Annotated in this window: 11 protein-coding genes; 5 read left to right on the forward strand and 6 right to left on the reverse strand. The window is 70.6% G+C overall.

What is annotated here, in order from left to right:
• Nucleotides 1-54: 54 nt before the first annotated feature.
• From VM938_03020 to VM938_03035, 4 genes are all read right to left on the reverse strand, one after another.
• Nucleotides 55-474, reverse strand: a complete 420-nt coding sequence (locus VM938_03020; protein HVF73996.1) for a CBS domain-containing protein — start codon at nt 472-474, stop codon at nt 55-57.
• Nucleotides 475-541: 67 nt separating this feature from the next.
• The gene (locus VM938_03025; protein HVF73997.1) at nt 542-2167 is read right to left on the reverse strand and encodes an isovaleryl-CoA dehydrogenase; all 1626 of its coding nucleotides are present in this window, start codon (nt 2165-2167) and stop codon (nt 542-544) included.
• A complete protein-coding gene (locus VM938_03030) occupies nt 2164-2628 on the reverse strand; it encodes an SRPBCC family protein (protein HVF73998.1) in 465 nt (154 codons plus the stop codon). The genes VM938_03025 and VM938_03030 overlap by 4 nt, the downstream gene beginning before the upstream one ends.
• A 57-nt stretch (nt 2629-2685) precedes the next feature.
• Nucleotides 2686-7566 carry a PxKF domain-containing protein gene (locus VM938_03035; GenBank protein ID HVF73999.1) on the reverse strand — a complete coding sequence of 1627 codons (4881 nt, stop codon included), beginning with the start codon at nt 7564-7566 and terminating at the stop codon, nt 2686-2688.
• A gap of 184 nt (nt 7567-7750) precedes the next feature.
• Between VM938_03035 and VM938_03040 the strand changes: the two genes are divergently transcribed.
• Together VM938_03040 and VM938_03045 are read left to right on the forward strand one after the other, a co-directional pair.
• On the forward strand, nt 7751-11446 hold the full coding sequence (locus VM938_03040; protein HVF74000.1) for a tetratricopeptide repeat protein: 3696 nt from the start codon (nt 7751-7753) through the stop codon (nt 11444-11446).
• Nucleotides 11447-11505: 59 nt separating this feature from the next.
• Entirely contained in the window at nt 11506-12084 is a 579-nt protein-coding gene (locus VM938_03045) for a 4'-phosphopantetheinyl transferase superfamily protein (protein ID HVF74001.1), read from the forward strand.
• Here the strand turns inward: VM938_03045 and VM938_03050 are convergent.
• Both VM938_03050 and gltB read right to left on the reverse strand, forming a co-directional pair.
• Nucleotides 12062-13501: a glutamate synthase subunit beta gene (locus VM938_03050; protein ID HVF74002.1), complete on the reverse strand. Its 1440-nt coding sequence runs from the start codon at nt 13499-13501 to the stop codon at nt 12062-12064. The two genes, VM938_03045 and VM938_03050, sit on opposite strands and share 23 nt — an antisense overlap.
• 99 nt (nt 13502-13600) lie before the next feature.
• Nucleotides 13601-18124: a glutamate synthase large subunit gene (gltB, locus tag VM938_03055; protein ID HVF74003.1), complete on the reverse strand. Its 4524-nt coding sequence runs from the start codon at nt 18122-18124 to the stop codon at nt 13601-13603.
• A 284-nt stretch (nt 18125-18408) separates the two neighbouring features.
• Here gltB and VM938_03060 point away from each other — a divergent pair, with 284 nt between their 5' ends.
• The 3 genes from VM938_03060 to VM938_03070 are packed head-to-tail and all read left to right on the forward strand — an operon-like array spanning nt 18409 to nt 24421.
• Complete coding sequence (locus tag VM938_03060) at nt 18409-19605, forward strand: FIST N-terminal domain-containing protein (protein ID HVF74004.1); 1197 nt, start codon at nt 18409-18411, stop codon at nt 19603-19605.
• 2 nt (nt 19606-19607) lie between these two features.
• Nucleotides 19608-21929 (forward strand): EAL domain-containing protein, encoded by a 2322-nt coding sequence (locus VM938_03065; GenBank protein HVF74005.1) that lies wholly within the window; start codon nt 19608-19610, stop codon nt 21927-21929.
• A gap of 14 nt (nt 21930-21943) precedes the next feature.
• Nucleotides 21944-24421: an EAL domain-containing protein gene (locus VM938_03070; GenBank protein HVF74006.1), complete on the forward strand. Its 2478-nt coding sequence runs from the start codon at nt 21944-21946 to the stop codon at nt 24419-24421.
• Nucleotides 24422-24424: the final 3 nt, after the last annotated feature.

The following is a 24424-nucleotide window of genomic DNA, read 5'->3' on the forward strand; positions in this document are numbered from 1 at the left end:
CCTGGACGCGAAAAGGGCCGGCGCCCGCGACGGACGCCGGCCTCCGCAGTTGCCTTACTCGTTCGGAGGAGCCGCACTGATGTCGGCCAGCGCCGAGTCCTCGTCGCGCTCCATGGCGAGGTCGCCGATCGACACGATGCCGACGGGCTTGCCGTTCTCCACCACGGGCAGGCGCCGCAGCGCCCGCTCCCGCATCAGGGTGACCGCCTCGTCGACTCCTGCGTCGGGCGAGAGCGTGGCCAACTCGGTGCTGCAGATCTCGCCCACCGTCGTGGAGCCGGTGTCGAGGCCGTCGGCCACGGCGCGGATCACGATGTCGCGGTCGGTCACGATGCCTCGCACGGTGTCGCCGTCGGTGACGATGACGTCGCCGATGCTCTCGTCGCGCATGTAGCGGGCAGCCTCGGCCACGGTCGTGTCTGCCGACACCGTCAGCGGGTTGGGGGTCATGAGGTCCTTGAGCGTCTGCGCCACGTGCGCCTCCTCGAAGGTGGTAGCCGTTGTCGCCTCGCGTCCTACCCGAGCCTCCGACGGCGGCAACCTACGAGGGGGAGTGGCGCTCCACGATGCGGCGGGCATCGACGCCCGGCGGGAGGGTGCCGAAGGCGCGGCCGCCGTCGCCGTCGAGGCGCGAGGCGCAAAAGGCATCGGCTACGGCCGGGTCGCCCGAGCGCACCAGCAGCGAGCCCTGGAAGGCCAGCGCCATGGCCTCGACCACCCGGCGGGCGCGGCGTTCGATGTCGTCGAGGTCGCCCAGCTCCTTGCGCAGGCGGGCCACGGCGTTGTCGAGGCGGGCGTCGGCCCCTGCCGCGCCGTCGAGCTCGGCCACGAAGGCCTCCACCGACTCCGGGCTGCGGGCCATGGCCCGGAGCACGTCGAGGCAGATGACGTTGCCCGAGCCCTCCCACACGCCGTTGAGCGGGCTCTGGCGGAACAGCCGGGGCATGCCCGAGGCCTCGACGAAGCCGTTGCCGCCCAGGCATTCGAGCGACTCGGCCGCGTGCACCGGCGCCCGTTTGCAGACCCAGTACTTGCTGACCGGGGTGGCCAACCGCTTGAGCAGGCGCTCGTGCTCGTCGTCGCCGCTGTCGTAGGCGCGGGCCAGCCGCAGGGCCGTGACGGTGGCCGCTTCCGACTCGACGGCCAAGTCGGCCAGCACGGCCGACATGAGGGGCTGGTCGACCAGCGTCTTGCCGAAAGCAGCTCGGTGCGAAGCGTGGTGGATCGCCTGGGCGGTGCCGAGGCGCATGCCCGCAGCGGAGCCGAGCACGCAGTCGAGGCGCGTGTGGTTGACCATCTCGATGATGGTGCGGACACCGGCGCCCTCGTCGCCCACCCGTCGCGCCCAAGCAGCCGTCAGCTCGATCTCGCTGGAAGCGTTGGAGCGGTCGCCCAGCTTGTCCTTGAGCCGCTGGACGGCGACGGCGTTGCGGGTGCCGTCCGGGCGCCAGCGGGGGAGGAGGAAGCACGTCAAGCCGCCGGGTGCTTGGGCCAGCACCAGGAAGGCGTCCGACATCGGGGCCGAGCAGAACCACTTGTGGCCGGTGACGAGGTACTCGCCGTCGACCGCCCTGGGCTCGGCCCGGGTGGTGTTGGCCCGCACGTCGGAGCCGCCCTGCTTCTCGGTCATGGCCATGCCGAAGGTCACGCCCTGCTTCTGCGGGGCGGGGGCGAAGCGCCGGTCGTAGGTGCGCGACACCACCCGCGGTTCCCACTCGGCGGCCACGGCAGGCTCGTGGCGCAGCGCAGGCACCACCGAGTAGGTCATGGAGATGGGGCACGTGTGGCCCGCGTCGACCTGCGACCACACGATCATCTTGGCGGCCCGGGCCACGTGCGCCCCCGGCCGCTCGTCGGCCCACGGCGAGGCGTGCAGGCCGTGCGCCACCGACACGTCCATGAGCTGGTGGTAGGCGGGGTGGTAGCGCACCTCGTCGAGGCGGTGGCCGAAGCGGTCGTGGGTGTGCAGCACGGGCGGGTTCTCGTTGGCCAGGAAGCCCCACTCGATGGCCTCGGGCGTGCCCGCCTTGGCGCCAAGTTCGACGAGCTCGGCCTCGGCCCACTCGGCGCCCTCCCGACGCACCGCTTCTCCCAGCGCGGCGTCAGCGGTGAAGGCGTTGTGGTGCTCCAAGGGAGGTGCCTGGTTGAAGACCTCGTGGGTCGTCATGCCTCGGCCGTGGCCTTGATGCGGGCCAGGGTGGCCCGCATGCCCGCCATGTTGTGCTCCGTGCGTTCGCCCACGCCGCTGGCCAGCAAGCCGAGGAACTTCAGGAGCCTGCCGCGCCGCTCCTCCCAGCGCTCCACCACTGTCGACCCGCCGTTGCCGTCGGCGCTGATGCGGTAGGTCCAGCGAGCCACGGGCAGCCCGAACACCGAGGTGACGTCGAAGGTCAGCTCCTCACCCGGGCTGGCCGTCACCACCGTGCCCGTCGTGCTCCAGCGGCGGAACCCGATGCGGTTGCGGCCTCTGAACTTGGCGCCCGGAGTGGCCGCGGTCGCGCCGCCCAGCCAGTCGCAGCGGACGCACTCGGGGCTCCACTCGCCCATGCGGGGCAGGTCGGCCACCATGGCGTAGACGGCTTCGGGTGACGCCGCCACGTCGATGGATACTTCGTTCGATTCCCCCATGGCCGCCATGTTACGAGTACGGGCTGCCCGGCATCCGGGCAGCCCGTACTCGGGGTGTCACCGCTTGAAGTGGAACAGGGCCGGGTGTGTCGAGCCGTCGTCGAGGGTGATGACGAAGCGGCGGCACGTGTCGGCCCACGCCTTGGCCGTCTTCCAGGTGTAGACGAACTGCTGGTCCAACTCGCTGTAGCGCAGGCCCGACGGCGATGTGGTGTCGAGCAGGTCGGGCGCGATTGTGGAGCTCGCCCCCGCGGCGCAGGCGATTCGTTCCGACACGCTCGAGGTGACGACGCCCGTGCGGGTGACGACGGTGCCGTCGGGTTCTTCCACCCGGAACTTCATCGGCACCGACGAACCCGCCTGCACGACGTTCCACACGCCGGGGTTCTCGACCGGGGCGAAGTAGCCCTCGAAGTCGTAGCCGCCTGCGTATGTGACGGTCACCGTGGTCTCGTTGCCCACCCGGTCGACGGCCTTGACCCGGAAGTCGTGGTTGCCGGCCGTGGTGTTCAGTGTGACCGGGTCGAGCGCAGTGCACGACTCGATGCCCGAGCCGATGTCGGCGCAGGAGAAGGCGGCTTCGGTGTTGCCGCCCAGGACGTGCTGGCCCTGCACCGGGTTGGTGATGGCCACCGTCGGTGCCGCGTTGTCGACGGCGACGACCGTGCGCCCTGTGGAGCCGTCGGAGCCCCGGACGTCGACGGTGTGCAGCCCCGGCCCTGCCACGGTGAGGCCCGTGCCCAAGGGCCGGAAGGCGTCGCCGTCGATGCTGGCCTCGTACGCCACCTGCTGGCCGCCGGTGGCGGTGACCGTCGGGGGAGCGGTGAACCAGCCGTTGTCCTGCGTGCCGTTGACTGTGATCGTCAGGCCGCTGGAGGCCGGCGTTGTGGGCCGGAAGTCGAGGCCCTTGGCCCGGGTGGTGCCGACTTGGCCGTCGCGCACGCCTTGCACGAAGAAGTCGCCGACGCCCGTGGTGGGCACGACCCCTGTCCAGGTGCGGGCTGTGGCCCCCGCTGTGGCGGGCAGCGCTGTCAGGTCCAAGGACTGCCACGTGGCCGAGTCGGCCCGGTACAGCACCATCACGTGGTCGGCATCACGGGCTTCGATGCGGAAGGCCGTGGTCGACTCACCGATGGCGGCGGCCTCGACGGCAGCGAACGACGGCCGCGGCCCGTTCAACGTCGTCGGGTACAGCACCTTGCCTGTGATGCGGCTGAAGGTGTGGCGGGTGCCTTCGCCGTCGCTGCCTTCCGACCGGTACTGCGACGGGAACAGCTGCACGCCCCCGCCGGGCGCCGTCGAGGCCACCGGCACGGGGAACACCGCGTCGCGGGCTGTGACCGTCTCGTTGAAGGCGCTGCGGTCGGACGTCGGCATGGAGATGAGGGGGCTGACACTCTCGTCCATCGGCCCTGAGGTGAGGCCGGTGATGAGCACGTCGCCCTGCACCACGCCTGCCGGCGTCGGCGGCAGTGTGATGCCCACGCTGGGCTCGAGCGGCCGGTAGTGCACCGCTGTCGGCGACTGCCCGTTGGCTGTGAGGTAGGTGCCCTGGGGCGTCGAGACCGGGGTCAGTGTGATGTCCTGGTCGAACGGCGCGGCCTGCACGGCCAGTGTCGGGTCGACCGGCAACGCTGTGCCCGCTGTGGCGCCGACTGTCGCGGGCAGCTCGCCACCGTTGGCGCCCACCTTGGCGAAGGGGAAGCCGTAGAACGTCGACTCGTTCACGACCTTCTGGTCGTACACGCCGAGCGCCGCTTCCCTTGTGAACGCCTCGCGGGCCTTCATCACCGCTTGCCCGACGGTCATTGTGCCGTCGAGGTTCTTGGTGAACAGCTTCAGGAACAGCTCGCCGTAGGCCAGCGCCGCGGTGTCGCCGTAACCGAAGCCGGTGTTGGCCAGGAAGCCCAACGCCCGCTTGTCACGGGCGACCACTTGGGCGAAGTCGTCGAGCCGCGAGGCGTCGGCCGCTGTGGCCCCCGACACCCAGGCACGGCCCGGCACGTTCAGGCCTGCGTTGCAGCCGATGGTGAAGAGCAGCGCGCCCAGGTCGAGCCCGCTTGTGCCCAGGTCGGTGCTGGAGAACAGCGTCGGGTTGGTGGCCAGCGACGAGTTGCCCTGGGCGGGCAGCGCGTCGGCATGGTCGTAGTGGGCGTTGAGCGAGGCCACGGTGGCGCCGTCGCTCAACGCTGTCAGCAGCTCGTCGCGCGTCCACGTCTCGTTGTTGAGTGTCTTGGCTGTGGCGCCCAGTGCTGTGAGCTGGGCTGTGATGGCTGTCGCCAGGTCGCTCACGAAGTCGTAGCCGGTTGTGACCGTCTTCGACAGGTCGATGTAAGGCTTGGTTGTGTACTGGTCGATGGCGCCCAGGATCTCGGCGGGCGTCTCCACCAGGCGGCCGCCTGCCAGGTCGGGCACGAGCAGTTGGCCGGTGAGGTAGTCGACCCGGTCACGCTCGGTGTAGGCGTTGTCGGTCAGCAGCATCCCGTAGGCCGAGGCCGCCGAGATGGGGTTGTCGCCGCCGGGGAAGCGGACCGAGTCGTAGTAGTCGCGCTGGTTCGACAGCGACACGTTGTCGAGCTCGCGGGCGAACGGGATCATGTCGTCGTCGCCCACGACCACGACGTACTGCGCCTTCTTCAGCGCTGTGAGGTACTGGTCGAGCACGGCGGTGATCGGTCGGACCACGCCGTTGGCGGCCTCGGGCGCGCAGCGGTCGGCGTCCCATGCGGCGTAGGCGGCCGCCACTGTGGCGTCGCCGTCGACCGGCAGGATGAGGCCGTTGACCTCAGGCCGGTCGGCCAGGCCTTCCAGCGCTGTGGCGAGGGCTGTGGCCGCTGTGGCGCCGTAGGCGTCGCCCATGCGCTTCTGGTTGACGAGGAAGATCGTCTTCGTCTCGGGGTCGAGGGTGGCCTTGTTCGGCAGTGTGCCGGTGGTGCCGCCTGTGCCCATCGAGAAGGTCGCCGCGCAGGTCAGTTCCGGCGGCGGGTCGAGTGTGATCTGGAGCAGGTACGGCATGGCGCTGTTGCTGCCGAGGTGGTGGCCCACTGTGACTGTGAAGGGCTCCGAGGTCTGGCGCCGCACGATGGTGGAGACCACTTCGGTCTCGGTGGCCCGGTTGTCGGAGATGCTCAACGGGGTCGAGCGGATGGGCAGGTCCTGCAAGCCTTCCGGCGGGGCCACGTCGGTGGGGCCGAAGTCCTCGATGGGCAGTTGCCGCAGTGTCTTCTGCGGCGCGGAGGCCAGGAACGGCGTCGCCGTGGGGCCGTCGAGGAACAGGTCGAAGTCGGCGGGCAGGTGGCTGAGGGTGGCGATGATGCGCGTGCCCTCGGGCAGGTTGGCCGGGAGTGTGTAGTAGTCGACGTCGTCGCCGTCACCGATGTGCGAGAGGTACATCGTGTTGGCTGTCACGGCCGTGGCGTTTGTGACGCTGTCGTTGGGCTCGAGGGCATCGGCGACGGTGAACGGCGCGTTGCTCAGTGCGGTGGCGCCCGACGTCGAGTTGGACCGGGCGTGGAACGACGCCGTCTTGATGCCCAGCTCCACGCCGGGACGGGCCAGGAACGAGAGCTTGACGCTCTCTGTGCGCGGCATCTCCTCGGAGCTGCAGTCGGCCTCCTCGCCCATGTACCAACGAAGGATGCTGGTGTCGATCATGGCCGCCTGGGTCACCATCACGGTGTCGGTGTTCGACGACTCGATAGAGCTACCGAAGGGCTCGCCTGCCGAGACCTCGTCGCCGTTGTCGATCTGCTTGGTGGCCGAATCGGGCACGTAGGTGAAGCCGTTGGCCAGGCGGACGGAAAAGACCATGCCCGCGCTGGCCCAGCAGTTGAAGTTGGCCTCGGCGGTGTAGCGGACGAGGCCGGGGTCGTTCAGTGTGGGCAGGGGAGCAGCGCCGGTGACGTTCCGAAGTGTGAGGTTCTCGTACGCCAGCTTTGTGGGGTCGATGACCGCTGTGGCGAGGTCGCCGAAGGTCAGGTACGGCAGCAGCGACCCGCCGTCGTCGCGCGCCAGCACGCGGCTGAGCGGCGCGGGGTCGACGATGGTGCGGCGGGTCGGCGTGAGCGCGGCGATGGCATCGGCCAAGGTCGTGCCTTCACCGCATGTCAGCACTGTGCAGTCGACGACGTCGGGAAGCTCCAGCGCAGGGATGTTGGCCAGGTCGGTGCCTGTCACGTCCATGGCCCCGACGTCGAAGAAGCCCAGCGGGCTGGCTGTGAGGTCGGCCTGGTTCACCAGCAGTGTGGGGAGGAACCACAGTTGGTGGATGGGGGCACCCTTGAGGTCGAGGTCGAGCAGGGTGGAGGTGGCCTCGTTGATGCCGTTGGCCGCGCAGTCGAAGCCCGGCAGGTTGGCGCACCAGTCGTAGGTGGACGAGAGCTGGTCGAGGGTGGGGCCTGCGAAGAGGAAGCCCTGGAGCGTCGTGCTGCGGATGGGGGTCGACGCGATGTCGATGTCGTTCAGTGTGAGCGCTGTGATCTGGGGCGCGTCGAGGGCCAGGGCCTGCTGCAGGGTGACGGCGTTGAGGGCGGCACCGTCGTAGATCGTGCCTTCCAGCAGTGTCGCCCAGCCGCCTTCAACGAAGACGGGCACGGTCGACAGCGGCATGGGCGGCAGGGCCGCGGCCGCCAACGGCGTTGACCGGATGGGCATGGTCGCCAGCGGCGTGGAGCGGATGGGCGTCGAACGGATGGGCGTCGACCGGATGGGGGTCGACCGGATCGGCGTCGAGCGGATGGGCGTCGAACGGATCGGCGCCGCCTCGGGCCCGCTGGTGAACAGCGGGATGGTGCTGATGTCGAGCGTCGACTTGTCGAGCTTCGACAGGCCCGCAGGCCCCGCCGCTGTTGCGGCTGTGAACGACATGCTCTCGATCGAGCCGTCGTCGACCACGAGGGCAGAGGCAGGCGATGGGACACCGCTCGCTACTGCCGCCACCAGTACTGCGAGTGAGATCGCGACGCGCCGTCGCGCCGCCGCCCAGCTTCGTGCCATGAAAGTGCCTCCGCTCTTCGCCGCCTACCGTGGTTGGCAGGTCGACGCCCCAGGTGCGCAGTGCTGCTGACTGCTCCCACCATGGTGCCGGCTCGACAGGGGAAAAAGCGAGGGTTACAACCTGCTTATGGCAGAACGTCCGTTCGGGGCCTATCTGGCCCGCTGCCACGCGGAGTGGTTGGAGGTCGACGTCGGCGGCCCCGCCTGCCGCTCGCTCGACGCCACCTTGGTCTTCGCCGACGTCTCCGGCTTCACCCCGTTGACCGAGCGGCTGGCCCGCCTCGGACGGGTGGGAGCCGAGCGTTTGACCGACATCCTCAACGAGGTCATGGCGGGCTTGCTCGACGTGGCCGTCGAGCGCGGCGGCGACCTGTTGAAGTACGGCGGCGACGCGTTGCTGCTGCTGTTCTCGGGCGAGGGCCATGCGGAGCGGGCCGTCGAGGCCGCCCATGCCATGCAGAAGGCACTGCGGCCCTACCGCCGGCTGCGCACCGAGGCCGGGCCCGTGTCGTTGCGCATGTCGGTCGGCGTCGCATCGGGGCCGGTGCACCTGTTCCTGGTGGGCGACCGCCATCGCGAGCTGGTGGTGGGCGGGCCGACTGTCGACGAGGTGGTGGCCCAGGAGTCCGCCGCCGAGGCCGACCAGGTGTTGGTGGCTTCGGTGGCTGCGGGCGACGTTGCTCCCGTTGCGGTGGCACCCGGCGCGGGGTCGGCGTTCGAGGCGGGCGTGCCGGCGTCGCTGCGCGAGTGCCTGGCCGGCGAAGCGGGTGACGGCGAGCACCGCGTGGCTGTGCTCACGTTTGTCGAGGCACGGGGAACCTCCGACCTCTTGGCCACGTCGGGTCCGGCTGCGGTGGCCGCCGCGCTGCACGACGTGGTGTGCGCGGCCCAGGCGGCGTCGGAGAAGCACGGGGTCACGTTCCTCGCCACCGACCTGTCGTCGAACGGCACCAAGGTGCTGCTCTCGGCGGGGGCGCCCGTGGCTTCCACCGAAGACGAAGACCGCATGCTGCACACGTTGCTCGACGTGCTCGACGAGGTGGCCGACGGGCCGTTGGTCGTGCGGGCGGGCGTGAACCGAGGGCGGGCCTTCGCCGTCGACGTCGGGTCGCGCACTCGCCGCACCTACGCGGTGATGGGCGACGCCACCAACCTGGCGGCTCGGGTGATGGGCAAGTCCGCCCCCGGCACAGTGCTGGCCACCCGCAGCGTGCTCGACCGGGTGCGAGGCGCCTACGAGACGGAGTGGTTGGCGCCCTTCCCGGTGAAGGGCAAGTCGCAACTGGTCGACGCCGCCGTGGTGGGTCGAGCGGTGGCCGCTGCGGCCGCGCCCGCCGCCGACGCGCCGTTGGTCGGCCGCGAGGGGGAGGTGGCCCTGCTGCGCGAGGCCGTGGCCTCGGGCGGGCGGGTGGTCGAGCTGGTGGGCGAGCCGGGCATCGGCAAGTCGCGATTGCTGACAGCGTTCTGCGGCTTGGTCGGCGGCGCGGCGATGCTGCAGGTCGAGGGCATGCCCTATGCCACCAGCAGCCCGTACCTTGCATTGCGGGCGCCCTTGCGGCGACTGCTCGGCGTGGCCCCCGACTCGCCCGACGAGGCCGTGGTGCGCGCCCTCGTCGCACAGGCGCCCGACTTGGAGGACGAGCTGCCGTTGCTGGCGGTGCCCTTCGGCGTCGAGTTGGCCGACACGGCGACGACCGCCGCCGTCGACCCCGCCTTTCGCGCCGCCCGCATCCATTCGCTGGTGGTCGACGTGGTGGAGCGGGTGCTGCCCGAGCGAACCGCGTTGGCGGTGGAGGATGCCCACTGGCTCGATGCGGCATCGAGCGGACTGCTCGGCCACCTCCTCGACCTCGTCCCCGAGCGGCCGTGGGTGGCGTGCGTGACGCGGCGAGACGTCGAGGGCGGCTTGCGGCCCGCGGGCGAGCACGTGACGTCGGTGGCGGTGGAACCGCTGGGGCCGGAGGCGGCCAAGTCGCTCGTGCGCTCACTGGGCGGGCCGGGCGGCTTGGTGGCGGGCTCGTTGGTGGAGCGCAGCGGCGGCAACCCGTTGTTCCTGCAGGAGTTGCTGGCCATGGGCGATGACATCGCCGAGGTTCCCGACAGCGTGGAGGCGGTGGTGGCGGCCCGCATCGACACCCTGCCGCGCGACGGGCGCGCCGTGTTGCGGGGGGCGGCCGTGCTGGGTGGCCGGTTCGACGCCGGGATGCTGGCGTCGTTGTTGGGGCGCGACGTGGCGGGCGCCCTCGGCGCCATCGGCGGGTTCCTGGTGCAGGACGAGTCGGGCCGGTACCGCTTCCGCCATGCCCTGCTGCGCGAGGTGGCCTACGGGGGGCTGCCGTTCCGCCGACGCCGGGAGTTGCACGGCCGGGCGGGCGAGTTGGTCGAGGCCTCGGCGGGCGAGGCGGTGGAGGAGTGGTCCGACCTGTTGTCGCTGCACTTCAGCGCCGCGGGCCGTGACGCCGAGGCGTGGCGGTACTCGCGTCTCGCGGGCGAACGGGCGCGGCGTACGAGCGCGTTGGTGGAGGCCGAGACGTTCTACCGCCGCGCCGTCGACGCCGCCGCCGGGCTCGACGGCGTGGCACGCGACGAGGTGGCCGCCGTGTGGGAGGCGCTGGGCGACGTGGCCGAGTTGGGCGGTCGCTTCGCCGTCGCCCAGGAGGCGTACCGGCAGAGCCGCCGCCTGCGTGCCGCCGACGCCGCCGGGCTGGTACGCCTCTATCGCAAGGAAGGCCGGCTGCGCGAGCGGTGGGGCCGCTACGCCGACGGGCTGCGCTGGTACACCCGAGGCGAGCAGTTGCTGGCGTCGCTGCCTGCGGGCGCCGATGCCACCCGGGCGGCGGGGCGCATGGCGCTGGGCCGGGCCGCTTGCCGCTACCGACAAGGCCGCTACCGCGACTGCCTGGCTCCGTTGGAAGCGGCGGTGGCTGCGGCGTCGGCCGTCGACGACCTGCGCACGCTCGGCAACGCCTATTACATGCTCGACAACGTGCACACCGACCTTGGCACCGGCGAGGGGGCTCGGTTCCGCGAGCGGGCGTTGGAGATCTTCGAGGAACTGGGCGACGTGTGGCGCCAGGCCAACGTCTTCAACAACCTCGGCGTTGACGCCTACTACGAAGGCCGGTGGGACGACGCGCTGGCCCACTACCGCCGCTGCCGCGACCTGTTCGCCCGCTCCGGCGACACCGTGCAGGTGGGCTCGGCCGACAACAACATCGGCGAGGTGCTGTCCGACCAAGGACGGCTGGTCGAAGCCGAGCCGCTGTTCGCCGAGGCGCTGGCCGTGTTCCGCGCCACCCGGTCGCCCGACTGGGTGGCGGTGGTGACGGCCAACCTCGGGCGGTTGGCCGTGCGGGCCGGCCGTTTCGCCGAGGGCGAGGCGTTGTTGGTCGAGGCGCGTGAAGAGTTCCGGCGTTTGCGGGCCGACGCCTTCTTGTTGGAGGCCGAGGCCCGGCTGGCCGAACGCGCCGTGCTCGCAGGCGTGGCTGCGCCGGGCTGCGTCGACGACGTGCGCCGCGCCGCCGTGCGGGCCGGGGGTATGCCGGTGCTGCTGGCCATGCTCGACCGGCTCGACGGCTGGGCGCTCGCCCAGGCCGGGCGAGTGCTGGAGGCGATTGACCGGTTGGAAGCCTCGCTGGCCCGTGCCGAGGCCGCGGGGGCCGACTACGAAGCGGCGTTGGCCTACGAGGGCCTTGCCCGGGTGGGCCGGTTGGCCGACGACGAACGGGTAGATCGTTGGGCCAAGGAAGCGGCGGCCGCCTTCGACCGCCTCGGCGTCACCGCCACCCCGACCGTCCCCCTCCCCACCCCCGAAGTTGCGTAGGAATCGCGCCGTTTTCCGCAACGTTTTCTACGCAACTTCGGGCCGGTAGGGTCCCGCGGGTGGAGTCCGTGGACGTGTGGCTGGTCGATCTCAGGGGGGTGGAAGCATCGACCGACGCGCTGTCCGACGAGGAGCGGGAACGAGCGAGCCGCATGCGCCTCGACGAACCGCGGCGCCGGTTCCTGGCGTCGCACATGGCGTTGCGGGCGGTGCTCTCGCAGTACGTCGAGCGGATCGACCTGCAGTCGGATGTCAACGGCAAGCCCCATCTCGCCGGCCGCGAGATCTGTTTCAACCTCTCGCATTCAGGCGAGCTCGCCGCCGTGGCGGTGGCCGGCCAAGAGATAGGCGTCGACGTGCAGGAGGTGCGTGCCCTCTACGACGCCGAGGCGCTGGCCCGCCGCATCCTGTCCCCGGCCGAAGCCGGCTCCGACATCCTGGGCGCGTGGACGCGCAAGGAGGCGGTGGTGAAGGCGACCGGGGAGGGCATCCGCCGCAGCCTCACCGAGGTGCAGGTGTACCCGCCCGCCGGGCCGTGGTGGGTGGAGGACCTCGACGTGCCCGACGGCTACGTCGGCGCGGTCGCAGGCCTGGGCCCGCGACCGCGCATCGACGTCAGGCGCTGGTGCTGGGAATGACGGCGGGCAGCACCGTCTCGCCCATGAGGTGACGGTCGACGGCCGCCGCGCAGGCCCGTCCTTCGGAGATGGCCCACACGATCAGGCTCTGGCCCCGGCCCATGTCGCCGCACACGAACACGTTGTCGACCGAGGTGGCCCACTCGTCGCGAGCCACGTTGCCCCTCGGCGTGAGGTCGACGCCGAGCTGTTCGAGCAGCCCGCCGCGCTCAGGGCCCACGAAGCCCATGGCCAGCGTCACCAGTTCGCACGGCAGTTCGAAGTCGCTGCCTTCGATCTTCTGGAACCGCCCGTCGACCATCTCGACCTCGTGCGCCCGCAGCGCCCGCACGTTGCCGTCGTCGTCGCCCAGGAAGCACTCGGTGTTGACCGAGAACACCCGCTCGCCGCCCTCCTCGTGGGCCGACGACGTGCGGAACATGAGCGGCCACGTGGGCCACGGGGTGGAATCGGGCCGGGCGTCGGGCGGCCGGGGCATGATCTCGAACTGGTGCACCGAGGCCGCGCCTTGCCGGTGGGCGGTGCCCAGGCAGTCGGCGCCGGTGTCGCCGCCGCCGATGATGACCACGTGCTTGCCTGTGGCTGTGATCGGCGACTCGGCGATGTCGCCCTGCTGCACCCGGTTGGCGGGCGGCAGGTACTCCATGGCCTGGTAGATGCCGGTGAGCTCACGCCCCGGGATGGGCAGGTCGCGCCACTGGGTGGCGCCGCCCGCCAGCACGATGGCGTCGAACTCGGCCTGCAGGTCCGACACCGGGATGTCGACGCCGACATTGGCGTTGACCCGGAACTCGGTGCCCTCGGCCTCCATCTGCTCGACGCGGCGGTCGAGCACCCACTTCTCCATCTTGAACTCGGGGATGCCGTAGCGCATGAGCCCGCCGATGCGGTCGGCCCGTTCGAACACCACGACGTCGTGGCCGGCGCGCGTCAACTGCTGGGCGGCGGCCATGCCCGCCGGGCCTGACCCGACGACGGCGACCTTCTTGCCCGTCTTCACGTCGGGCGGCAGCGGCGTGACCCATCCCTCGTTGAAGGCCCGCTCGATGATCGAGACCTCGACCTGCTTGATGGTCACCGGGTCCTGGTTGATGCCGAGCACGCACGCCGCTTCGCACGGCGCCGGGCACAGGCGGCCGGTGAACTCGGGGAAGTTGTTGGTGGCGTGCAGCCGCTCGATGGCCTCGTGCCAGTGGTCCTTGTAGACGAGGTCGTTCCAGTCGGGGATGAGATTGCCCAGCGGGCAGCCGTTGTTGCAGAAGGGGATGCCGCAGTCCATGCAGCGCGACGCCTGGGTCTGCAGGCGCTCGGCCGGATACGGCTCGTAGACCTCTTTCCAGTCGCGCAGGCGGACGGGCACGGGACGCCTCGTCGGCATGTCCCGCCCGTGCTTCATGAAGCCGGTGACATCTCCCATTAGAAAGTGCCTTTCAGTGCGGAAGCCGAGCCGGCTTTGCCGGTCGGCCGGAGCGCCGTCGAGCTCGCCGCCGAACCTCCGGTTCGGCGGCGAAGGGCCTTAGCCATGCGCTGCCGCCATGATCGCCTCGTCCACTGATTCCCCTCGTTCCTCTGCGATGCGGGCCGCTTCCAGCACCCGCTTGTAGTCCTTGGGCATGACCTTCACGAACCGCCGCACCTCGTCGTGCCAACGAGCGAGCAAGCGTTGCGCCACCGCCGAGCCGGTCTCGGCCTGGTGCTTGCGCACCGTGTCGCGCAGCCACTCGACGTCCTCGGCCTCCATGGGGTCGAGGTCGACCATCTCCTTGTTGAGCCGGTTGGCGAAGGTGGCGTCGGCGTCGTAGACGTAGGCCACGCCGCCCGACATGCCGGCGCCGAAGTTGCGCCCGGTGGGGCCGAGCACGACCACCCGGCCACCGGTCATGTACTCGCACCCGTGGTCGCCGATGCCCTCGACGACGGCGGTGGCACCGGAGTTGCGCACGCAGAACCGTTCGCCGACCAGGCCCCGGATGAACACCTCGCCTTGCGTCGCCCCGTAGAGGATGACGTTGCCGGCGATGACGTTCTCTTCGGCCACGAACGGCGACTCGGCGGGCGGGTGCACGATGAGCCGTCCGCCCGACAGCCCCTTGCCGAGGTAGTCGTTGGTGTCGCCCTCCAGCCGCAGGGTGATCCCCCGAGGCACGAAGGCGCCGAAGCTCTGTCCGGCCGATCCGCGGAAGTGGAACGACACGGTGTCGTCGGGCAGGCCCTCGCCGCCGTAGCGCTTGGTCAGCTCGTAGCCGAGCATGGTGCCGACGGTGCGGTTGACGTTGCGGATGGCCAGTTCGTGCGAGACCGACCGGGCGTCGAGCAAGGCGGGCTGCGCCAACTCGATGAGCGTGACGTCGAGCGCCCGGTCGAGCCCGTGGTCCTGCGTGGTCACCTGGTGCCGCGGCCCCTCGACCTCGGGCACGTGCAGGATCGGCGTGAGGTCGAGCCCCGATGCCTTCCAGTGGTCGACCGCCTCGCGGGTGTCGAGCAGCTCGGCGTGGCCGATGGCTTCCTCCAGGGACCGGAAGCCCAACTCGGCCAGCAGCTCGCGCACCTCCTCGGCGATGTACTCGAAGAAGGTGACGACGAACTCGGGCTTGCCGGTGAAGCGCTTGCGCAGTTCGGGGTTCTGGGTGGCCACGCCGACGGGGCAGGTGTCGAGGTGGCAGACGCGCATCATGATGCAGCCGCTCACCACCAGCGGGGCGGTGGCGAAGCCGAACTCCTCGGCACCGAGCAAAGCGGCGATGACCACGTCGCGGCCGGTCTTCAACTGGCCGTCGACCTGCACGACGATGCGGTCGCGCAGCCCGTTGAGCAAGAGCGTCTGCTGGGTCTCGGCCAGGCCCAGTTCCCACGGCCCGCCTGCGTGCTTGAGCGACGTGAGCGGCGAGGCGCCGGTGCCGCCGTCGTGGCCGGAGATGAGCACCACGTCGGCGTGCGCTTTCGACACGCCCGCGGCCACCGTCCCCACGCCGACCTCGGCCACCAGCTTCACGTGCACCCGGGCCTCGGGGTTGGAGTTCTTGAGGTCGTGGATGAGCTGCGCCAGGTCCTCGATGGAGTAGATGTCGTGGTGGGGCGGGGGCGAGATGAGGCCCACGCCGGGGGTGGAGTGCCGGGTGCGGGCGATCCACGGGTAGACCTTGTGGCCGGGCAGCTGGCCGCCCTCGCCGGGCTTGGCGCCCTGGGCCATCTTGATCTGCAGGTCGTCGGCGTTGACCAGGTACTCGCTGGTGACGCCGAAGCGGCCCGACGCCACCTGCTTGATGGCGCTGCGCCGCAGGTCGCCGTTGGCCTCGGGCGTGAAGCGGTCGGCGTCTTCGCCGCCCTCGCCGGTGTTCGACTTGCCGCCCAGGCGGTTCATGGCGATTGCCAGCGTCTCGTGGGCCTCGGCCGAGATGGAGCCGTACGACATGGCCCCGGTGGCGAAGCGTTTGACGATCTCGGAGATCGGCTCGACTTCCTCGATGGGCACCGGCGGGCGCTCGTCCGTCTTCAGCTTGAACAGGCCGCGCAGGGTGGCGAGCTTGGCCGACTGCTCGTCGACCATCTCGGTGTACTGCTTGTAGATGTCGTAGCGCTTGGTGCGGGTGGCGTGCTGGAGGCGGAAGACGGTCTCGGGGTTGAACAGGTGGTACTCGCCCTCCCGCCGCCACTGGTACTCGCCGCCCACCTCGAGGTCGCGGTGCGCCAATTCGGTGGGCCGGGACGGGTAGGCGAGCGCATGGCGGGTGGCGACCTCTTGGGCCAGCACGTCGAGGCCGATGCCGCCGAGGCGGCTGACGGTGCCGGTGAAGTACTCGTCGACGAGCTCCTGCGACAGGCCGATGGCCTCGAAGACCTGGGCGCCGCAGTACGACGCCACCGTGGAGATGCCCATCTTCGACATGACCTTCAAGACGCCCTTGCCGCACGCCTTGATGTAGTTGCGCACGGCCTTGCGCGGCGTGAGGCCGGGCAGGGCGTGGCTGCGGATCATGTCCTCGATGGTCTCGAAGGCCAGGTACGGGTTGACGGCGGCCGCGCCGTAACCGATGAGCAACGCCATGTGATGCACTTCGCGGGCGTCGCCCGCCTCCACCACCAGGCCCACCTTGGTGCGGGTCTTCTCGCGGATGAGGTGGTGGTGCACCGCCGCGGTGAGGAGCAGCGACGGGATGGGCGCCAGCTCTTCGTTGGAGTGGCGGTCGGACAGCACGATGACCTTGGCGCCCTCGGCGATGGCCGAGGTCACCTTGGCCCGGATGTCCTCCAGCGCCCGGCGCATGCCCTCGCCGCCTTCGGCCACGGGGTAGAGGCCGTCGATGGCGAAGGCCTGGAAGCCCGGCATGTCGCCGTTCTCGTTGATGTAGAGGAGCTTGGCCAGGTCCTCGTTGGAGATGATCGGGAACGGCAGCACGATCTGCCGGCACGACGCCGCCGTAGGTTCCAGCAGGTTGGCCTCAGGGCCGATGCGCTGATGCAACGACGTCACCAGTTCCTCGCGGATGGCGTCGAGGGGCGGGTTGGTGACCTGGGCGAAGAGCTGGGTGAAGTAGTCGAAGAGCAGGCGCGAGCGGTCGCTCAGCACGGCGATGGGCGTGTCGGTGCCCATCGACCCGATCGGTTCCATGCCGTTCTTGGCCATGGGGGCGAGGAGGATCTTGAGCTCTTCGTGGGTGTAGCCGAACGTGCGCTGGTGCTTGACCACCGAGGCGTGCTGGGGGATCAGCATGGTGCGCGGCGGCAGGTCCTCCAGGTGGACGAGGCCCGCGTGCAGCCACTCCTGGTACGGCTGCTCGGAGGCCAACTGCTCCTTGATCTCGTCGTCTTCGATGATGCGGCCCTGCGAGGTGTCGACCAGGAACATGCGGCCGGGCTGGAGGCGGCCCTTGCGCACGACCTTGGCGGGCGGCACGTCGAGCACGCCGACCTCCGACGCCATGATCACCAGGTCGTCGCTGGTGACCCAGTAGCGGCTGGGGCGCAGGCCGTTGCGGTCGAGCACGGCACCGATGACGGTGCCGTCGGTGAAGGCCACCGACGCGGGGCCGTCCCACGGCTCCATCAGGGAAGCGTGGTACTGGTAGAAGGCCCGCTTGGCGGGCGACATCGACTCGTGGTTCTCCCACGCCTCGGGGATCATCATGAGCACGGCGTGGGGGAGCGGCCGCCCGCCGAGGTGGAGCAGTTCGAGCACCTCGTCGAAGCTGGCGCTGTCGGACGCGCCGGGCGCGCAGATGGGGTACATGCGCTCGAGGTCGCCGGGAAGCAGGTCGCTCTCCAGCAGGGCCTCGCGCGCCCGCATCCAGTTGCGGTTGCCCTGCACCGTGTTGATCTCGCCGTTGTGGGCGATGTAGCGGTACGGATGCGCCAGCGGCCACGACGGGAAGGTGTTGGTGGAGAAGCGGCTGTGCACCAACGCCATGGCGCTGTCCATGCGCTCGTCGTTGAGGTCGAGGAAGAACTCGGGCAGCTGCGGGGTGGTGAGCATCCCCTTGTAGACGAGCGTGCGGGCCGACAGGCTCGGGAAGTAGACGCCTTCGACCTCGTGCTCGATGCGCTTGCGCAGCACGAAGGCCCGGCGCTCCAGGTCCATGCCCGAGGCGCCGCCGACGAACAGTTGGCGGAACGTCGGCTCCACCGCCTTGGCCGTGTCGCCGATCATCGAGTCGTCGACGGGCACGTCGCGCCAGCCGAGCAGTTGCAGCCCCTCGGAGTCGACGATCTTGTCGACGGCCGCCGCGGCGGCGTCGGCCGCGGCGGCGTCCGTGGGCAGGAAGGCGCAGCCGACGGCGTAGCTGCCTGCCTCGGGCAGGTCGAACCCGGCCACGGCGCGGAGGAAGGCGTCGGGGACCTGGAGCAGGATGCCCGCCCCGTCGCCGGTGTTGGCCTCGCTGCCGGAGGCGCCGCGGTGCTGGAGGTTGCAGAGGGCGTTGATGCCCATCTGCACGATGTCGTGGCTGCGACGACCCTTCATGTCGACCACGAACGACACGCCACAGGCGTCGTGTTCGTAGGCGGGATCGTAGAGACCCTGGGCCTCGGGGAGGTCCTGGCGCATGCTCGTCATCCTTCGTCGGGCTGGTGGTGCCGATGGTTCTGCGTAGCCCGGGACGACGTTGGCCCTGCCGCAGGTCGCAACAGGGTACACCGCGCTCCCGCTCGCCGACAGATTGCGCCGTTCTGGTCCGGGTATCCCGCGCCGTGGCGCGGGATTCCCGGACCAGAAGCGGGGACGGCGTCACATGCCGGACAGGAAGGCACAATTCACGCGCTTTGCGTGGTTATTTGCGCGTGGAAAGTCTCTGATCACCGCGGTGCGTGCCGATAACACAAGTGATGAGCGTGTCAACCACTGCGACCCCGACTGCGAACGCGCATGCGTCCAGCCGTTGGCTGGGCGTCGGTCGGTCCGACGACGCCGACGCCTACACCGCGGGCGCCGCCGCCGCCCGACAGGCCTTGGCGGGCGACGACGCCAAGCTGCTGATCGTCTTCTGCTCCGACGCCTACGACCTGCCCGCCCTCCTGCGCGGCGTGAACGAGACCTCCGGCGGGGTGCCCCTCGTGGGCTGCTCCACTGCGGGCGAGATCTCCAGCACCGGCCCGGGCGACGCGGGCGTGGTGGTCACTGCTATCGGCGGCGACGGTTTCTCGGTGGCTACCGGCTCGGCCGAGGACGCCTCCGCCCACCTGCGTGAGGCCAGCGCCCGCGCCGCCTTCTGCATCGACCACGTCGAGGACCGCCCCTATCGCGTCCTGCTCCTGCTCACCGACGGCCTGGCCGGCGACCAGCAGGAGATCGTGCGGGGCGCCTACAGCGTCGTCGGCGCCGAGGTCCCGCTTGTCGGCGGGTGCGCTGGCGACGACCTCAAGATGAAGCGCACCTATCAGCTCCACGACGGCAAGGTGCTCGGCAACGCCGTGGTGGCAGCCGCCATCGCGTCGGACGCCCCCATGGGCATCGGCGTGCGCCACGGTTGGCGCCGCGTGGGCGAGCCGATGCTGGTGACGAGCAGCGACAGCAACCGGGTCTTCACCCTCGACGACGAGCCTGCCCTCGACGTCTACCTTCGCCGCCTCGATGCGCCCGCGGAGGCGCACACCGACGCGGCCGCCTTCACCCGTTTCGCCCTCACCCACCCCCTCGGCCTCAGCCGCCGCAGTGGGGAAGAGGTGCGGTTCGTGGCCGAGGCCGATTTCGAGCAACGGTCGATCGTCTGCATCGCCCAAGTGCCACAAAGTGGCTTGGCCTGGTTCATGGAAGGCGACGACGAATCGGTGCTGGAAGCGACCGATGCGGCGTGCACCGACGCACTGGCGGCCCTCGGTTCCACCGAGCCGCTCGGGGTGGTCGCCTTCGATTGCATTGCCCGACGGGGGGTCCTTGGAGAGCACGGCATCCAGCAGGAAGTGGACCGCATCGCCGAGCATGCGAGAGGCGCCCCCGTGGCCGGCTTCTACACGTACGGCGAGATCGCCCGCACGCACGGGATGAGCGGTTTCCACAACCAGACGCTGGTCGTGCTGGCCCTGGGCTAGCCGTGGTTGCATCCGCCAACTGGTCGGCACAGCAACTGGCGGAGTTCCTGGCCGCCGTGTCGTCGCTGCCGGACGAACATGCTGCTGTCGTCAGCGCCGTCGAACGCGCGGCGGAGTCGGTGGAGGCCGAGGTCGCCGTCATGGTCCGCGATGGCAAGGACGTCGCCGCCATCGGCTTCCCCCGCGGCCGGGTTCCCCTTGAGGCGATCCTGCACGTCGCCACCGGCCGATGTCGCGAGCTCGACGTGCCCGGGGTGGGGCCGTGCGCGACCTTGGCCATCCCGCTCGACGGGGCCATGGTCGGCACACTCGTGCTGGCCCGCTCCGGCGGCCCCTTCGCCCACGAAGAGGCCAGCCTGCTGCGGGGCATGGCCCGGGTGCTCGGCCTCACCGTGGAGATGCTCCGGGTGGTCGAGCGCGAGCGCGAGCTGCGCCAGGAGAGCGAGACGCAAGCCGACGAGAACGCCCGGCTGTTGGCGGGGTTGCAGGAACGCCAGAGCCTGTTGGAGCGGCTGTTCAAGATCCAGCGTTCGATCTCGCACCGCGCCCCTATCCAGAGCGTGCTCGACGCCATCACCGAAGGCGCCGCCGAACTGCTGGGCGACGAGGTCGTCGCCCTCCGCCTCCTCGACGAGGACGATCCCAACACGACCCTGCTCGTCTCTTCCGTGGGCCTCGACGACGAGACGCTCACCCGCCTGCGCCGGGCGCCGCTGTCGGACGGCGTGGCCGCCCGTTCCATCCGCGAAGAGCGCATGGTCATCGCCGAGGACTACGCCAACGAACCAGGTGCGCTGACGCCCCTCATCGAGGTGGGCCTCCAGTCGGTCATGGCCGCCCCCGTGCACCGCAACGGCACCGTCGTCGGGAGCCTGGTGGTCGGCGGGCGCGATGCCAGTCGGTCCTACAGCTCGGCCGAGCAGGAACTGTTGCTCGCCTTCGCCGAGCACGCCAGCCTCGCCCTCAACGACGCCAGCGCCGTCGAGGCCATGCGCCGCGCCTTCGGCGAAGCGGTCCACCAAGCCACCCACGACGCCCTCACCGGCCTGCCCAACCGGACCCTTGTCGTCGACCGCCTGACCCACGCCTTGGCCCGGGCCAAGCGCCGCCCGCACGGGCCCGCCGTGTTGTTCGTCGACCTCGACCGCTTCAAGGTGGTGAACGACTCGCTGGGCCACTCTGTGGGCGACGAGGTGTTGATCCAGGTGGCGCAGCGGTTGCAGGACGCAGTGCGGCCGGGCGACACCGTGGCCCGGCTGGCGGGCGACGAGTTCGTCGTGGTGTGCGAGGACGTGGAGTCCGACTGCGAAGTGATGACATTGGCCGAACGCATCGCCGATGCCGTGGCCGTGCCCATCCCGCTCTACGGCCGCGACGCCATCATCACCGCCAGCATCGGCATTGCCGTGGCCGCCCCCGACGCCCGCGCCGAGGACCTGCTGCGCGACGCCGACGTCGCCATGTACCGGGCCAAGGAACGAGGTCGCGCCCGCCTGGAGTTGTTCGACGCCGCCATGCGCACGCGCATGCTCGAGCGCCTGGAGATGGAACACGCTTTGCGGCGGGCGCTGCACCACGAGGAGTTCGTCCTCTACTACCAGCCGACCGTCTCGTTGAAGACGGGCCGCATCGAGTCGCTCGAAGCGCTGTTGCGCTGGCCCGACCCCAACCGTGGCCTGGTGCTGCCCGACGAGTTCATCCCGGTGGCCGAAGAGAACGGCCTGATCGTCCCGCTGGGGCAATGGGCGCTGCGCGAAGCGTGCCGCCAACTGGCCGAGTGGCGACGGGACCACGAGGAGTGCGCCGACCTGCATGTGGGCGTCAACCTCTCGGCTCGCCAGTTCGGCGATGCCGACTTGGTCCCCGTCGTGGCCGCCGCCTTGCGCGACTCGGGCCTGCCCCCGTCCGCCCTGTGGCTGGAAATCACCGAGAGCGTCCTCATGGAGGAGGCCGAGGCGACCATCGAGACGTTGATGGCCTTGCGCAGCCTCGGCGTCCACCTGTCGATCGACGACTTCGGCACCGGCTACTCCTCGCTCAGCTACCTCAAGCGCTTTCCCGTCGACGTGCTGAAGATCGATCGATCGTTCGTCGACGGCCTGGGCGACGACGCCGAGGACGAAGCCATCGTCACCGCCGTGGTGCGACTGGCCCAAGCGCTGGAGCTCGGCGTGGTGGCCGAGGGCGTGGAGACCGCCGTGCAGCTCGCCCACCTGCGCCGGCTCGGCTGCAACTCGGTGCAGGGCTACTACTTCGGTCGCCCCAAGGCGGCCGACGACACCATCGCCATGCTCACGTCGTCGCCTGGCCCCGGGCTGTCGTAGGCGACCGGAGCACGATGCCCGACACGCTGCTCACGCGGGTGATGGCCGAGGCACCCCGCCTCGCATGCATGCTCGACGCCGGCGGCACGGTGACCACGGCCCGGGCCCACAACGCGGGGCCGTTGCCCCGGACGGTCGACGACCTCGGCGTGGCTGCCGACGCGGCGCGAGCGGCACTGGGGGGCGAGCAGACGCGCACCTTCGCCTCCGCCGACGACCGCCTGTACGAGGTGTGGTGCGAGCCGGTGGGCGACGGCGCCATGGTCGTGGTCACCGACCTCACCGACGTGCAGGTCATCGAGGACCGGTGGCGGGCACTGGTGCGCGACTCGGGCCAGTTGCTGGCCGTGCTCGGGCGGACCGGGAGCCTGGAGTACGTCTCTCCCGCCCTACGCCGCCTCGTGGGCTGGTCGCAGACGCACCAACCGGCCCGCGTGCCCGACGACACCGTGCACCCCGAGGACCGCCCGCGCTTCCGGGCCGAGCTGACCGAGCTGGTGGCCGCCGGTGCGCCGCGGCTGGAATCGGAACTGCGGCTGGCCGGCCCGGACGGCTCGTGGCGTCACGTCGAAGTGATCGTCGCCAACCTGGCCGACGACAGCCGGGTGCGAGGGCTCGTGCTCAACATGCGCGACGTGACCGAGCGCCGCCTGGCCGAAGCCGAACTGCGTCGCCGGGCCCGGCAGCAGGAGATCGTCGCAGTGCTCGGCCACCGGGCGTTGAGCGGCGTCGACCTCGACGTGCTCGCCTCGGAGGCGGCCGCCATGGTGCGCACCACGCTCGGCGCCGACCTCTCCAGCGTGTTCGCCGTCGATGCCGAACAGGCCAAGCTCGTGCTGCGCGCCGGGTCGGGGTGGGACCCCGACATGGTCGGCACCTTCCGCCGACCGGTGACGCTCGGCACCCACGCAGGCCAGGCGTTGGCCACCGGCGCCGCCGTCGTCGTCGAGGACTTGGGCCGCGACGTACGCGTCGAGGGCTCCAACACGTTGCGCCGCCTGGGCATGGTCAGCGGCGTCATGGTCCCCATCCAAGGAGCCGAACGAGCCTTCGGTGTGCTCGGCGTGCACACCAAGGAACGTCGCCGCTTCGGCGCCGACGACATCCACTTCCTCGAAGCGGCGGCCAACGTGCTGGCCACCGCGGCGGAACGGCACCAGGCGGAAGAGGAGATACGCCTCCAGTCGGTCCACGACGCGTTGACGAAGCTGCCCAACCGCACGCTGTTCCTCGACCGGCTGCAACAAGCGCTGCGGCGCAGCGCCCGAAGCGGGCGGACGGTGGCCGTGCTCTTCCTCGATATCGACCGCTTCAAGGTCGTCAACGACGGGCTCGGCCATGTGGTGGGCGACATGCTGCTCAAGGAGGTGGCGTCGCGGCTGCAGGACCTCGTGCGCCCCAGCGACACCGTGGCCCGCTTCGGTGGCGACGAGTTCGTGGTGTTGTGCGACGACCTCGACGCCGAGAGCGATGCGGTCGACGTGGCCGAACGGGTGGCCCAGGCGTTGCGGCGGCCGTTCGTCCTGAGCGGCCGCGAGGTGGTGTCTGGGGCCAGCGTCGGCATTGCCGCCGCAACCGGCAACGACCACGACGGCGCCGAGGCCCTGGTGCGTGACGCCGATGCCGCCATGTACCGAGCGAAGGACCGAGGCAAGGGCCGTTACGAGGTCTTCAACGAGGCCATCCGCCGCCAGGCGGTGCGGCGGTTGGAGACCGAGCAGGCCTTGGGCCGGGCCGTGGCCCGCGGCGAGTTGCGGGTCGAGTTCCAACCCGGCATCAACCTGCAGACCGGCAACATCGCCGCCGTCGAAGCGCTGGTGCGCTGGCAGCATCCCCAACGAGGGCTGGTCGGCCCCGCCGACTTCATCCCCGTCGCCGAGGAGACCGGGCTCATCGTGCCCGTGGGGGAGTGGGTGCTGGCCCAGGCCGTCGACCTGGCGGCGCAACTGCAGTGGGCGGCGTCCGACGGCGGGGCGATGACGGTGGCGGTCAACCTCTCCGCCCGCCAGTTGGCCGCGCCGGGCTTGGTCGACCGGGTGGCGGGGTTGCTGCGGGAGTACGACCTGCCGCCGCGGGCGCTGTCGTTGGAGATCACCGAGAGCGTGTTGATGGAAGACGCCGAGGCCGCCCGCCGGATGCTCGTGTCGTTGAAGGACGTCGGCGTGTACCTCGCCGTCGACGACTTCGGCACGGGTTACTCGTCGCTCGCCTACCTGCGGCGCTTCCCCGTCGACGCCTTGAAGATCGACAAGTCGTTCGTCGACGGCCTGGGCCGGGAGGCGGAGGACTCGGCCATCGTGCGCGCCATCGTCAGCCTGGCCAAGACGCTGGGGCTCGACACGGTGGCCGAGGGCGTGGAGACCGAAGCGCAACGGGACGAGCTCGTCGCCCTCGAATGCACCTATGCCCAGGGTTTCCTGTGGTCCCCGGCCGTGCCTGTGGCCGAGTTGGAGCTGCTGCTGCGGGCCGAGGTGCCGCTGGCCTCAGCCTGATTG

The organism is Acidimicrobiales bacterium (assembly GCA_035536915.1).
GTDB lineage: Bacteria > Actinomycetota > Acidimicrobiia > Acidimicrobiales > JAHWLA01 > JAHWLA01.